A 13,684-nucleotide genomic window follows, 5' to 3' on the forward strand; every position below is an offset into this window, starting at 1 on the left:
ATGAGCCTGACAGATAAAGAACTTGTGGCCTTGTTCGAAGGCCTGGACACCCCTGGCGTATCCGACGCCATGGACAAACTGGGACTTGCAGGTCAAGCATTCGATATTGCCCCGCTGGCCAACTACCCCCAGGTCATAGTGGGGCCGGCATTCACGGTGCAGTACGTCAGTGCCAGCACGCCCCCAGGCACGGTGGGCGACTTCATTGATGACGTTGCCCCTGGGGATGTTGTGGTGATTGCCAATGAAGGGCGTACCGACTGCACCGTGTGGGGCGACATCATGACCCAGTACGCCTTGGCTCGCAGTATTGCCGGTACGGTCATTGATGGTGTGTGCCGAGACGTCAATAAGGCGCTCAGTGAAGGCTACCCATTGTTCAGCAAGGGCCGCTTTATGCGTACCGGAAAAGACCGTGTGGAAGTCGTTGCGCTCAACCAGCCGATTTCGGTGGGTAACGCACGGGTGTGTGCCCGCGATATCGTCGTGGCGGACGCTAACGGCGTTGTTATCGTGCCGCGCGCACGTTGCCAGGAGGTTGCTGAAACCGCTCGCCGCATCGAACACATCGAAGCGCAGATCCGCGACCAGATCGCTGATGGCAAAAGTCTGAAAGAGGCTCGTGCCGCACTCGGTTACCACACGCTGCAGAGCAAACAACAATGAGCCTTCCACACCACTACCAGAACCTGACCAAGACCCTGAGCACTTCTCGCTCGTACCAGGCTTGGGACCTGCCCTGCGCTGTTGACCCGAATATCCGTGCTGTCTGGAGCCTGGCATGAACATTGAGACCTTGAACCACAGGCTCGAAGCGGCGAAACCCTCGGCCACCTATAAGATCATCGACCGTGTGGCCGAACGCCGTGGCGAAGGCGCCACAATCATTTCACTGTGTGCCGGTGAGCCGGACTTCGATACGCCCGAGCACATTCGTGCTGCTGCGATCAACGCCATCAACGACGGCCACACTCGCTATACGCAGGTCGCAGGACTGCGTGCCCTTCGCGAAGCGATTGCACGCAAATACCGGTGCGAAAATGGCCTGGCCGTCGAGTGGAACGATACTCTGGTGTGCAGTGGCGGCAAGCAGGTCATCTTCAATGCCTTGGCTGCGACCCTGAACGAGGGTGATGAAGTCATCATTCCCGCACCTTACTGGGTCAGTTACCCGGAGATGGTTCAGCTGTGCGGTGGTGAATCACGAGTCGTCGCTTGCGGTGCAGAGTCCGGCTTCAAGCTGACCCCGCAGGCGCTGGCGCAGTCCATCGGACCGAACACTCGCTGGCTGATCCTCAATTCGCCGTCCAACCCTACTGGCGCAGTCTATGACCAACATGAGTTGCAGGGTTTGGCTGAGGTGCTGCTGGCCCATCCGCAGGTGCTGGTGCTGGCTGATGACATCTATGAGCACCTGATATTCGATGGTCGCCAGTTTCAGACGCTGGCTCAAGTCGAGCCACGTCTTGCCGCACGTACGCTGACCATGAACGGGGTCTCCAAAGCCTACGCCATGACTGGCTGGCGCATCGGCTTCGCCACCGGCCCGCGCTGGCTACTTGAAGCAATGGAAAAACTGCAGGGCCAGCAAATCTCCGGTGCCTGCTCTATCTCCCAGCACGCCGCCATCGCTGCACTGGACGGGCCGAAGGAGTTCATCGCCCACAGCCAGAAAGTCTTTCAGCGTCGCCGCGACTTCATGGTGGATCTGCTCAATCAGATACCGGGTATCCGTTGCCAATCTCCAGGCGGTGCTTTTTACGCGTTCGCCGACTGCACAGGGCTGATTGGCAAACGCTCGCAGGGCGGGCGTGAGTTGGTCGATGATGAAGCGGTAGCGCTCGCGCTACTGGAAGAGGCCAATGTGGCCGTGGTACATGGCAGTGCGTTCGGCCTGGCCGGATACCTGCGGATTGCCTACGCACTTGATGACCAATCGCTGCGTCAGGCTTGTCAGGCAGTTGGCAGTTTCTGCGAGAACGCACGGTAGCGGGTTTACCGGCGCGATCAATTCAATACCGGTCGCCAGACTCTTCAAAGCATGTGCCCTGCCCAGATTCCTTCACCCACCAGTTCGGCTGCTATATCGATGAAAGTCTGCCCCACGTAGCGGGTTGCAGGACTCACGTGGCGGTCCGCAGGCGTCACCAGCACCAACTTGCGCATGGGCGTCGGATCATTCAGCGGTGCTGCGCACAAAGCACCGCTTTTCAAATGGGCATAGATCGACGCCAGCGGCAGCGCAGTGAAGCCGAAACCATTTCGTACCAGGTCGATCATCGCGCCGAAGGAATCGGCCTCGACGCTGGTGGTTATCTTGAAACCGCGCTCCAGGGCACACTGGTCCATGATCTTGCGCAGCCCGTGGCGCGGGCTGGGCAACACCATCTGGCGCTGGGCGAGCTCGATGAAAGGCACTGCCGTGTCGGCATCAAGGCCCGCTTCGGGGGGGCCGACCAGCACCAGATTCTCCATCATGACCGGCTCGATGCGCAAAGTGGGTAACGGTTGCGGGTCATAGGAAATCGCCATTTCCAACTCGCCACGCTGCAACCAGTCGAGCAGATAACCACTAAAGGCAGATGAGAAACGGATGGACAGATCGGCGTGGGTGTCACGGATGCGCTTGACCAGCGGCACGGTGACAATCTCGGCAATCGTGGGGGTGGTGCCGATGGCGACCATGCCTCGGAACTCTGCCCGCCCGCCGGCGACGGAAGTACGGATAGACTCGATCTCGTCCATGATCCGGGTGGCGCGCTCCAGCACCTCCAGCCCGGCAGCGGTGATCTCCATACCGCGTCCATGCCGCTCGAATAAATAAACCCCAAGCTCCTTCTCAAGTTGGCGGATCTGGCGGCTCAACGCGGGTTGCGCCACGTGCAATCGGTCCGAGGCTTTGCTCAGGCTGCCGAGCTCGGCCACATGAATGAGGGTTTTAAGCTGCACTACGTCCATTGACGGCCCACTGAGAAAGGAAAGGGGTTTGAAAACAAACGTCTGCGAACAGTTTAAACAGCGCTGTCGAGCATCATCTATAGAATTTGGGCATATCAGATAGTGCATTTACGCACCATCAGGGTATTCGATACGCCACCGCCAGGGTTATGCCCGCTCGCTATAACAGCAGACCGATACCCCATTGATGAGCTAAATCCGGTATCCCTAGGCCGCCCCGAAAGCCAGGTTCCACGCCAAGCGCAAGCTATGCTTTTTGGGCATATCTCAAAGAGAAAAACGGTAGTCGTTCTCCGGGCTAACCCACTCCATGATGTGGGAAAACAAAAGCAGCATTGCCCCGGGAGATACCCATGTCATCGCAAGAAGCCGAACAACACTGGCAAGAGGACGTGTTTCGCGTTCTCAAGGCCCACGATGTCAAACACGTTGTATTCGTACCGGATGCGGGCCATTCGGCCGCGATCCGCATGTCCTATGCAGACCCCGATATCAAGGCGGTGGTCCTCACGACTGAAGAAGAAGGCATCGGTTATCTGGCCGGCGCCTGGCTGGGGGGCGAGCGCGGTGCCCTGCTGATGCAGTCCAGTGGTGTAGGCAACTGCATCAATACGCTGGCCCTGCAGAACTGCGCAGCCTTTCCTTTGCTGATGGTCGTGACCATGCGTGGCGACTGGGCGGAGTTCAACGCCTGGCAGAACCCTATGGGCCAGGCCACCGAAGCCTCGCTGAAGCTGATGAAAGTCATGACCTGGCGTGCCGACAAGCCCGAAGACGTTGCGCCCCTGCTCCATGGTGCCGCCACCATGGCTTTTAATGGTGATGCCGCCACTGCCTTGCTGCTCGGTCAGCGCCTGATCGGAGAAAAGAAATGGGTCAAGTAAGCGCAAACCACGTGCTGTGCCGCCGCGAAGTGGTACGTACCCTGCTCGCCGACCGCCAGGACGTGCTGGTGGTCACCGGCCTGGGCTCCGCCTCCTATGACGTAATGGCCGCTGGCGACCATGACGGCAATTACTACCTCTGGGCGGCGATGGGCAGCGCCATCACAGTCGGCCTCGGTCTGGCCAACGCCCAGCCGGACAAGAGCGTCGTTGTGATCACCGGTGATGGCGAGCTGCTGATGGGCTTTGGCGCCTTGGCGACCGTATCGCTGCAACAGCCCAGGAACCTGACGATCGTTGTGCTCGACAACGGTCACTTTGGTGAGACCGGCATGCAGGTCAGCCACGCAGGCTTTGGCATCAAGCTTGATCAGGTCGCCAACACTTGCGGCTTCGCCTGGACCGATGAAATTCGCGACATGGACGGCGTCCACAGCCTGCGCGAACGGTTCGCCAATCGCGACGGCGTCAAGCTGGCCACTGTGAAAATCAAGGCAGAAAACCCGCCAAGAGTGCTGCCGCCACGCGACGGCCCTTACATCAAGAACCGCTTCCGAGCCGCTTTGGGCTTCAAGCCTCTCTGACCGAGTGTTTGGGTGGGGCTGGTGGCGAACCCACGATGACGCCACGGGTCCCGCTCGCCCAGGAGACCAGTAATGACTGACGATTACAACAACCAGGAACTCAGTGCCATTCGTGAAGGCGTTCGCGCCCTTTGCAGCGATTTTCCTGCCGAATACTGGCGCAAGATCGACGAAGAAAAGGGCTTCCCCGAAACCTTCGTCAAAGCCATGACCGACGCCGGTTGGCTGTCGGCGATGATCCCCGAGGCGTTTGGCGGGTCTGGCCTTGGGCTTGCCGAAGCATCGGTGATTCTCGAAGAAGTGAACGCCTGCGGCGGCAACTCGGGCACCATCCATGGCCAGATGTACAACATGTTCACTCTGCTGCGTAACGGCACTGACGAGCAAAAACGCTACTACCTGCCGAAGCTGGCCAGCGGTGAGCTGCGGCTGCAATCGATGGGCGTGACCGAGCCGACCACCGGCACCGACACTACCAAGATCAAGACCACTGCCGTGCGCCGGGGCGACAAGTATGTGATCAATGGCCAGAAGGTCTGGATTTCGCGAGTCCAGCATTCGGACCTGATGATTCTGCTGGCGCGCACCACGCCTCTGGCCGAGGTCAAGAAAAAGTCCGAAGGCATGTCGATCTTCCTGGTCGACCTGCGCGAAGCCATCGGCAATGGCCTGACGGTCCAGCCGATTGCCAACATGGTCAACCATGAAACCAATGAGTTGTTCTTCGACAACCTGGAAATCCCGGCCAGCAGCCTGATCGGCGAGGAAGGCAAAGGTTTTCGCTACATTCTCGACGGCTTGAACGCCGAGCGCACCCTGATCGCAGCCGAGTGCATCGGTGACGGTCGCTGGTTCATCGAGAAATCCAGCCAGTATGCCCGCGACCGCGTCGTGTTTGGCCGCCCGATCGGCCAGAACCAGGGCGTGCAATTCCCGATCGCTGAAGCCCACATCGAAATCGAAGCCGCCGACCTGATGCGCTGGCGCGCCTGCGCCGAATACGACAGCGGCCGTAATGCCGGTGCGGCAGCCAACATGGCCAAGTACCTGGCGGCCAAAGCCAGCTGGGAAGCAGCCAACGCCTGCCTGCAAACCCATGGCGGCTTCGGCTTCGCCAATGAATACGATGTGGAGCGCAAGTTTCGTGAAACCCGGCTGTACCAGGTGGCGCCTATCTCCACCAACCTGATCCTGTCCTACGTGGCTGAACACCTGCTGGAACTGCCGCGTTCGTTCTGATCCAGCTTGTCCCTCGAAGCGCCAGATCGGGGGCTTGCCATGACAAGAGAGATAACAACCATGAGCCAGTCCACGGCTGTTCGTCCCCTCGACGGTATCACCGTCATCAGTCTGGAACACGCGATTGCCGCACCGTTCTGCACCCGCCAGCTCGCTGATCTCGGCGCGCGGGTGATCAAGGTCGAAAGGCCGGGCGTCGGAGACTTCGCCCGCGGCTACGATCAGCGGGTCAACGGCCTCGCCTCCCACTTCGTATGGACCAACCGCTCCAAGGAAAGCCTTACCCTGGACCTCAAGCAAGAGGTCGCAGGGACTGTTCTCGAACAACTGCTTGAGCAGGCCGATGTGCTGGTGCAGAACCTGGCGCCCGGTGCCGCCGCCCGCCTGGGCTTGAGTTTTAAAGCGCTGCACGAGCGTTTTCCGCGGCTGATCGTGTGCGATATCTCTGGCTACGGTGCCGGTGGCCCTTACGAGCAGAAAAAAGCCTACGACCTGCTTATCCAGAGCGAAGGCGGCTTTCTTTCGGTGACCGGTGGCCCCGGCGATGAACAGATGGCCAAGGCCGGCAACTCCATCGCCGACATTGCGGCCGGCATGTACGCCTACACGGGCATCCTCTCGGCGCTATTGCTGCGGAAAAGAACCGGCATTGGCAGCCACGTCGAGGTATCGATGCTCGAAAGCCTGGTCGAGTGGATGAATTACCCGCTGTATTACGCCTATGAAGGCGCTCCCCCGCCGCCGCGCGCCGGTGCCGCCCATGCGACCATTTACCCCTATGGCCCGTTTCCGGTCGGCGACGGCAACACGGTGATGCTGGGATTACAGAATGACCGCGAATGGCGTCTGTTCTGTGAACGAGTTTTGCAGCAGCCCGAGTTGGCCGACGATGAGCGTTTCTCGGCGAATTTCAAGCGGGTCGCCAACCGCGACAGCTTGCGTGAGCTGATCGTAGCGTCCTTCGCAAGGCTGGACTTTGACACCGTCATCCGGCGCCTGGAGAGTGCCAATATCGCTAACGCCAGGGTCAACAATATGCAGGGGGTATGGCAGCACCCGCAACTCAAGGCCCGCGACCGCTTCAGAACGGTGCAAACCGCTGCCGGTAGCATCCCCGGCCTGCTGCCGCCTGCCAGCAGCAATGCCTACACGCCGCGCATGGACCCGGTACCGGCCTTGGGCGAGCACAGTGAACAGATCCTCGGCCAATTGGGGCTATCGAGCGAACGTATCGAGCAACTGCGCGCATCAGGGACTATCTGAACCCTGATATCGCACGCTGTCACGCATAACCAATGAGTGAAACTGCCATGAAAGTGCTTGTCGCTATCAAACGTGTAATCGACTACAACGTCAAAGTTCGCGTCAAGGCGGACGGCTCCGGGGTCGACCTTGCAAACGTCAAGATGTCCATCAACCCCTTTTGCGAAATAGCCGTGGAAGAAGCCGTACGCCTGAAAGAGCAAGGCATTGCCAGCGAAGTCGTGGTGGTCTGCGTAGGGCTGGCTGCGGCCCAAGAGCAACTGCGTACCGCCATGGCCCTGGGTGCCGACCGTGCCATCCTGGTCGAAGCCGCCGACGGGCTGGGTTCGCTGGCGGTGGCCAAAGCCATGCAAGGTGTGGTCGAGAGAGAGCAGCCGCAACTGATTATCCTCGGCAAGCAGGCCATCGACAGCGACAACAACCAAACTGGCCAGATGCTCGCCGCGCTGACCGGCTACGCACAGGGCACTTTCGCTTCCAGGCTTGAGGTGGCTGGCGATACGGCTCGGGTCACCCGGGAAATAGATGGCGGCCTGCAGACCGTCGCTCTGAATCTGCCCGCCATCGTCACTACCGATCTGCGCCTGAACGAACCCCGCTACGCATCGTTGCCGAACATCATGAAGGCCAAGAAAAAGCCGCTGCAGACCATCACCCCGCAGGCGCTGGGTGTGTCCCTCACCGCCACGAATACAACCATCAGGGTAGAAGCGCCGACAGCCCGCAGCGCCGGTATCAAGGTCGGCTCGGTGGCCGAACTGGTCGAAAAACTCAAAAACGAGGTGAAGGTCATCTGATGAGCATTCTGGTACTTGCAGATCACAACAATCACTCCCTCGCCCTGGCGACCCTGAATACCTTATCTGCGGCCCGGCAGATCGGCGGCGAAACCGTGCTGCTGGTGGCCGGTCATGATGTTGCACTGCTCGCCCAGGCGGCCGCGCAGATCATCGGCGTGAGCAAGGTGCTGGTCGCCGATGACCCAGCCTACGCGCACCCGTTGCCTGAGAACGTAGCGCCGCTGATTGCTGAGCTGGGCCGCGATTTCAGTCATGTCCTGGCGCCAGCCACCAGCAACGGCAAGAACATCCTGCCGCGGGTTGCCGCGCTGCTGGACGTCGACCAGATCTCCGAGATCATCGCGGTTGAGTCGGCAGATACGTTCAAGCGCCCGATCTATGCCGGCAATGCCATCGCCACGGTACAGTCAAGTGCGGCGGTCAAGGTCATCACGGTGCGTTCCACCGGCTTCGACCCCGTGGCTGCCGAAGGTGGCTCGGCGACCATCGAACACCTGGCAGCGTCCCGAGTTGCCGGGGTTTCGGCATTCATCAGCGAAGAGCTGGCCAGCTCCGAACGCCCCGAACTGACCGCCGCCAGCATCGTCGTATCCGGCGGTCGCGGGATGGGCAATGGTGAAAATTTCAGCCACCTGTACGAGTTGGCTGACAAGCTCGGTGCCGGCGTCGGAGCCTCGCGCGCAGCCGTCGACGCAGGTTTCGTACCCAACGACATGCAAGTTGGCCAGACCGGCAAGATCGTTGCCCCGCAGCTGTATATTGCCGTCGGTATCTCCGGTGCCATTCAGCACCTGGCCGGCATGAAGGACTCCAAAGTGATCGTTGCCATCAATAAGGATGAAGACGCGCCGATTTTCCAGGTGGCCGACTACGGGATTGTCGCTGACCTGTTCGAGACCGTACCTGCGCTGACCAGCGCCCTTTAAGACGAGGACCAGCCCAATGCCAAGCCCTGCCCTCAGTACCTGGATCGGCCGTAGCGAGACCACTCATGACCAGCTCAGCCATAACCTGGTCAAACGGATCGCCGCCTCCTTGAGCGAACCGACACCGGCATCCGGTGACGCCCTGCCACTGCTGTGGCACTGGGCATTTTTTCAGGAACCCCTGCAAGCAAACGGCCTGGGTGCCGACGGCCACCCTGCCCGCGGTGGCTTCCTGCCCCCGGCGGACAACCGCAATCGCATGTGGGCCGGTAGCCGTCTGCAGTTCATCGGCTCACTGCGCGTCGACGCCAGGGTGTCGCGCTGCTCGACCATCCTCAACGTTGAGGAAAAACACGGACGTACCGGCTCGCTGTTGTTCGTTACCGTACAGCACGACTACCAGCAGGACGGCCAGCGGGTTCTGCTTGAAGAGCAGGATATTGTCTACCGCGAGCCCACACCACCGAAGCTCGGCGGTACTGAGGCGCTGCCCGAAGCCCACTGGCAGGAACCGGTGCAGCCGACCTCTACCCTGTTGTTTCGCTACTCGGCAGTGACCTTCAATGGCCACCGCATCCACTACGACTGGCCTTATGCGACCGAGACTGAAGGCTATCCGGGGCTGGTGGTGCACGGGCCGCTGATCGCAACGCTCAACCTGCGCGCCTTCATGCGGGCCAACCCGCACGCCAAGGTGCAGCGCTTCGGCTTTCGTGGCCTGCGGCCGTTGATCTGCCCGGATGCATTTCTGGTCGGCGGCCAATTGGTTGACGCAACCACGGCCAGGGTCTGGGCCGGCAACCAGGCTGGGCAGGCACAGATCGGTGAAATTCAGTTTATCCAGGAGGCTCGCTCATGAACCCCGGCGTCGTGCGCAGCGCCCTGTTCGTGCCAGCCACCCGGCCGGAGCGGATCCCCAAGGCACTCGCCAGTGGCGCGGACCGGGTAATCGTTGATCTTGAGGACGCGGTCGAAGAGTCACTCAAGGAGCAAGCCCGCGACAACCTTGAGCAGTTCCTGCGAGAACAACCCGAGGCCCGGGTTCTGGTACGGGTCAACGCTGCAGAGCATTGGGCGCATGAAGCGGACCTCGCAACGTGCCAGCGCTGGCCAGGAGTCATCGGTATTCTGCTACCCAAGGCCGAAACCGTTGCCCAGATCACACGGGCCTACGCCACCGGCAAAGCGGTATGGCCGATCATCGAAAGTGCCAAGGGCCTGGCCGCTCTAGCCGAACTGGCAGCAGCCGGAGGTGTTGATCGTCTATCGTTCGGCAGCCTCGATCTGGGGCTGGATATGGGCCTCAGAACAGGCAGCGAAGCAGCCGATCTGGTTCTCGGTCATGCTCGCTATGCGGTGCTGCTGCACAGTCGTGTGGCAGGTCTGGCGGCGCCGCTGGACGGTGTCTATCCGGCAATTCAGGACATTCAGGGGCTGCAGCGCCACATCCAATTTGCGCGGGACATGGGTTTTGGCGGTGCGCTCTGTATCCATCCTGGCCAGGTGCAGATCATTCATGACGCGCTGAAACCTTCCGCGCAAGAGCTGGACTGGGCCAGGCGGGTGCTGGCCATGGCCGAGACCAGTACCGGAGTCTTCACCCTCGACGGTCAGATGGTCGACGCACCGGTAATCCTGCGGGCCCGCGTCACTGTGCAGCAGGCAGGCTGACGCTGTTCACATCCCTGCCTTGATGTCACCGACCCCGTCTGTTCTGACAGACCGGTCAGGTGACATCGGGGCATCTCTGAGTTGATATCACACATGCTCATTAACTCGTCTGAATGCAGACGCCGCTGCAAGCGTGCGATCTGTAGCGTACTGCGCGCCTTATCCAGGATGCCGGCTTATGGCTGAAGCTAGCGGTTCGGGTTCTTCTGTGCTGCTACAAGCAGCCCGCCATCTGATCGCAGAAAACGGCTATACAGCGATGACCATGCGCCAACTGGCAGGCCGGATGGGGCTGCTGCCCGGCAGTCTCTACCACCATGTCAGCTGCAAACAGGATCTTCTGCTGAGCGTATTGCTCGAGATCGTCGAGCAACGCATCGCAGGTTGGGAACAGGGAAGCTTTAGCAATGACCTGAAAGGCTTCATCGGATATTTACTCCAGCGTCAGCGTGCGCATCCTGACGAAGAGTTGCTGCTGCGCCATGAGCTACGCCACCTTGACCCCTGCCAACGCAGTTGGCTGAACAAGTCGCTCGCCCGGTTTGAACAACCCTTGCTGCACATCATCCAACAGAGTCATCCAAGCACACGTTTCGCCGCGCACGATGCCAGCAGAGTCTGTGCCGCCATTTTTGCCGTGGTCGAAGCGGCCGACAGCCTGCGGCAGCGCGGTATCGATGAAGCCTGGATCGAGACGCGAACCCATCATATGTGCAGCGTGCTGCTCGCCTCCCCGTGCAAGGCTTTGTCGTGACTCACCGATGCCTGCGCACTCAGCTGAGTGGCTCGGCACAAACAACGAGCAGGCGCGAAGATCCACAATGCAAAACCGGGCCTTAAGGCCCGGTCATAAACGAGGGAAAACAGCTCAGGCAAGGCCGTGGTCGGTGGCACGCAACCGTTGCGAGAAACGTGCGAACACTTCGGGGTTGACCATGCGCGCAGCCTCTTGGCCGGCCAGTACCTGCAAGATCTGCTCGGCGGCCCAGCGCCCCATACGCCAGCGCGCCTCAAGGGTCACCCCGGCAGTGTGATAGAGGCCCACCACGTTAGCCAGGCTGAGCAACGGGTGATCGAGCGCAGGCGGCTCTTCGTCCCAGACATCCAGTCCTGCGCCACCGAGATGGCCGCTCGCCAGAGCTGCGTACAACGCAGACTCATCATGCAAACCACCCCGTGCGGTGTTGATGAACACAGCACCTTTACGCATACCCGCGAAGCGCTCGGCATTCATCAGGTTGCGGGTGGCAGCGCTGCGTGGGCAATGCAGCGACACCACATCGCTTTGTTCCAGCAGTTGCATCAGCGGCAGCGCAGAAGCGCCCCGACGTTGTATTTCCCCGGCGTCGAGCAACGGATCATGAGCAATCACGCGCATACCCAACGCCTGGGCAATGCGCGCAACCCGCATACCGATTTGACCCAGGCCGATGATGCCAAGGGTTTTCTCATAGACTTCGGTGCCCATCAGGTCTTCACGGGAAAAACCGCGTACCGAACGCAGTCTGCGGTCGGATTCACTGATGCGCCTGGCGCAGTCAAGCATCAGGCCAATGGTTGCCTCTGCCACCGACTGCGCATTGGCACCGGATTGGTTGACCACCAGCACCCCGGCCCGGGTGCAGGCATCGACATCCACCGTGTCGTAGCCGGCCCCATTGGTCGACACACATAACAGCCTGGGCAACTGCTCCAACAGCTGCCCGGTAACGTGCCAGGGCGACGGCAGCTCATCTCGGGCAGACGGCACCTGATAGACATGACTGGCCTGCAACGCGTTCAGAATAACGTGGTGACTGGCGCTGCGCGCCACCGTCTGCAACGCCACCCCACCCGCCTCGGCAAACGTCTGCGCCATGATCGGGTGGTACCAGACGTCAAACCGCGTGATCGTTTTTATCTCGGCATTCATTCAAACACTCCGGTTCAGTGACCAACCTGGTTGGGTACCGACCTGCGGCCGATGAACTTGCGTATGCCGATGTTTTCTTCAACCTTGCCGTCGCCATCGAGATAACCATGCTTGGTCAAATCCGGCATCAGCAAAGCGGAGATCAAGGTAACCGCGCCAATCAGCGATACATAGACATAGAAGTGCTCTTCCATGCCCATTGAGCGGAAGGTCAGCGCCACGTACTCAGCCGAGCCACCGAACATCGCCGCTCCGACGGCGTATGGCAGGCCGACACCCAAGGCACGTACGGTCGGTGGGTAGAAATCGGCCTTCAGCACACCGGTAACCGGGGTATAGAACGCCGCAATGATCAGCCCGGCCACTACCAGCGCGAAAGCGCTATAGGGGTCGTGCACGGCCTTGATGGCAGACAGCAACGGAATGACCAGAAACGTCGAGAGCAAACCAAAGATGATCATGTTACGGCGTACGCCAATCCTGTCAGCAAGCAGACCGAAAATCGGCTGACACAGCATGAAGATCACCAAGGCCGAAGCCATCAGGATGCTCACCGTCGGCGCTGGCAGACCTACGCTGACGACCAGGAATTTCTGCATGTAAGCCGTGAAGGTGTAGAAGTAAAGCGAGCAACCAATGGTAATGGTGAAGGTCAGCAGCACCGCTTTCTTGTGTTGCATCAATGCCTTGATCGACCCGGACTCCTTGCGCTTCATATCCGCTTCAGTGGCGGTTTCACGCATGGTGCGGCGCAGGTAAACAACCACGATTGATGCCAGCGCACCGATCATGAACGGCACACGCCAGCCCCACTCCTTCAGATCCTGCTCGCTGAGCAGCAACTGCAACAGCGCGACGGTCAGCAACGCCAGCAGTTGGCCGGCAATGATGGTCATGTACTGGAACGAGCCATAGAACGAGCGCCGCCCTGCCCTGGATACCTCGCTGATGTAGGTCGCGCCGGTGCCGTATTCAGCCCCGACCGACAGCCCTTGCATCAGCCGCGCAATGATCAGCAATGTCGGCGCGGCGACCCCGATCGACGCATAGGTCGGCATGACGGCGATCATCAACGAGCCGCCGCACATCATGAACACCGAGATGATCATCGAGATCTTGCGTCCACGGGTATCGGCGATATAGCCGAAGATCCAGCCGCCAAGCGGACGCATGAAGAAGCCGACAGCAAATATGCCTGCCGTGGCAAGCAACTGGCTGGTCTGGTCGCCGGAGGGGAAAAACAGTGAAGCGAAGTAAATCGAGGTGTAGGCGTAGATGAAAAAGTCATACCACTCCACCAGATTGCCGGAACAGACGCCGACGATTGCGGTGGTGCGCTCTTTGCGAGTCAACGGCTGTGCCGTGCCCATATCTGCATTCATGTTAGTACCCTGTTGTTATTGTTTTACTGACTCGGGTACAGCTTTGCACAGCGTGATTTTCGCGG

The 13,684-nt window shown here is 60.2% G+C and carries 15 protein-coding genes; 12 read left to right on the top strand and 3 right to left on the bottom strand.

Annotated features, from left to right (window positions below):
- Genes NJC40_RS20215 through NJC40_RS20225 form a run of 3 tightly spaced genes read left to right on the top strand, consistent with a single transcriptional unit; the run spans position 1 to position 1,990 of the window.
- A complete protein-coding gene (locus tag NJC40_RS20215) occupies positions 1-666 on the top strand; it encodes an RraA family protein (protein ID WP_253140800.1) in 666 nt (221 codons plus the stop codon).
- Positions 663-785 (top strand): hypothetical protein, encoded by a 123-nt coding sequence (locus NJC40_RS20220; protein WP_290447654.1) that lies wholly within the window; start codon positions 663-665, stop codon positions 783-785. The genes NJC40_RS20215 and NJC40_RS20220 overlap by 4 nt, the downstream gene beginning before the upstream one ends.
- Positions 782-1,990: a pyridoxal phosphate-dependent aminotransferase gene (locus tag NJC40_RS20225; RefSeq protein ID WP_253140799.1), complete on the top strand. Its 1,209-nt coding sequence runs from the start codon at positions 782-784 to the stop codon at positions 1,988-1,990. The genes NJC40_RS20220 and NJC40_RS20225 overlap by 4 nt, the downstream gene beginning before the upstream one ends.
- Before the next feature lie 44 nt (positions 1,991-2,034).
- On the opposite strand, the gene NJC40_RS20230 is transcribed toward NJC40_RS20225, so the two are convergent.
- A complete protein-coding gene (locus tag NJC40_RS20230) occupies positions 2,035-2,958 on the bottom strand; it encodes a LysR family transcriptional regulator (protein ID WP_045491200.1) in 924 nt (307 codons plus the stop codon).
- Between the two features lie 353 nt (positions 2,959-3,311).
- On the opposite strand from NJC40_RS20230, the gene NJC40_RS20235 reads away from it, so the two are divergent.
- From NJC40_RS20235 to NJC40_RS20275, 9 genes are all read left to right on the top strand, one after another.
- The gene (locus NJC40_RS20235; protein WP_253140798.1) at positions 3,312-3,842 is read left to right on the top strand and encodes a thiamine pyrophosphate-binding protein; all 531 of its coding nucleotides are present in this window, start codon (positions 3,312-3,314) and stop codon (positions 3,840-3,842) included.
- Positions 3,830-4,426 (top strand): thiamine pyrophosphate-dependent enzyme, encoded by a 597-nt coding sequence (locus NJC40_RS20240; RefSeq protein WP_045491206.1) that lies wholly within the window; start codon positions 3,830-3,832, stop codon positions 4,424-4,426. The genes NJC40_RS20235 and NJC40_RS20240 overlap by 13 nt, the downstream gene beginning before the upstream one ends.
- A 72-nt stretch (positions 4,427-4,498) precedes the next feature.
- A complete protein-coding gene (locus NJC40_RS20245; RefSeq protein WP_045491209.1) occupies positions 4,499-5,665 on the top strand; it encodes an acyl-CoA dehydrogenase family protein in 1,167 nt (388 codons plus the stop codon).
- 60 nt (positions 5,666-5,725) lie between these two features.
- On the top strand, positions 5,726-6,928 hold the full coding sequence (locus NJC40_RS20250; protein WP_253140797.1) for a CaiB/BaiF CoA transferase family protein: 1,203 nt from the start codon (positions 5,726-5,728) through the stop codon (positions 6,926-6,928).
- 47 nt (positions 6,929-6,975) lie between these two features.
- Positions 6,976-7,725 carry an electron transfer flavoprotein subunit beta/FixA family protein gene (locus tag NJC40_RS20255; RefSeq protein ID WP_253140796.1) on the top strand — a complete coding sequence of 250 codons (750 nt, stop codon included), beginning with the start codon at positions 6,976-6,978 and terminating at the stop codon, positions 7,723-7,725.
- Positions 7,725-8,654 (top strand): electron transfer flavoprotein subunit alpha/FixB family protein, encoded by a 930-nt coding sequence (locus tag NJC40_RS20260; protein WP_253140795.1) that lies wholly within the window; start codon positions 7,725-7,727, stop codon positions 8,652-8,654. The genes NJC40_RS20255 and NJC40_RS20260 overlap by 1 nt, the downstream gene beginning before the upstream one ends.
- A 16-nt stretch (positions 8,655-8,670) precedes the next feature.
- Positions 8,671-9,513: an HTD2 family dehydratase gene (locus tag NJC40_RS20265; protein WP_253140794.1), complete on the top strand. Its 843-nt coding sequence runs from the start codon at positions 8,671-8,673 to the stop codon at positions 9,511-9,513.
- Positions 9,510-10,325 carry an HpcH/HpaI aldolase/citrate lyase family protein gene (locus NJC40_RS20270; protein WP_253140793.1) on the top strand — a complete coding sequence of 272 codons (816 nt, stop codon included), beginning with the start codon at positions 9,510-9,512 and terminating at the stop codon, positions 10,323-10,325. The genes NJC40_RS20265 and NJC40_RS20270 overlap by 4 nt, the downstream gene beginning before the upstream one ends.
- 178 nt (positions 10,326-10,503) lie before the next feature.
- Complete coding sequence (locus tag NJC40_RS20275; RefSeq protein WP_253140791.1) at positions 10,504-11,079, top strand: TetR/AcrR family transcriptional regulator; 576 nt, start codon at positions 10,504-10,506, stop codon at positions 11,077-11,079.
- 114 nt (positions 11,080-11,193) lie between these two features.
- On the opposite strand, the gene NJC40_RS20280 is transcribed toward NJC40_RS20275, so the two are convergent.
- Together NJC40_RS20280 and NJC40_RS20285 are read right to left on the bottom strand one after the other, a co-directional pair.
- On the bottom strand, positions 11,194-12,237 hold the full coding sequence (locus NJC40_RS20280) for a hydroxyacid dehydrogenase (protein ID WP_253140790.1): 1,044 nt from the start codon (positions 12,235-12,237) through the stop codon (positions 11,194-11,196).
- Between the two features lie 14 nt (positions 12,238-12,251).
- Complete coding sequence (locus NJC40_RS20285; protein ID WP_084710075.1) at positions 12,252-13,607, bottom strand: MFS family transporter; 1,356 nt, start codon at positions 13,605-13,607, stop codon at positions 12,252-12,254.
- Between the last annotated feature and the right edge of the window lie 77 nt (positions 13,608-13,684).

Source organism: Pseudomonas sp. 21LCFQ02 (assembly GCF_024129895.2).
Classification (GTDB): Bacteria; Pseudomonadota; Gammaproteobacteria; order Pseudomonadales; family Pseudomonadaceae; genus Aquipseudomonas.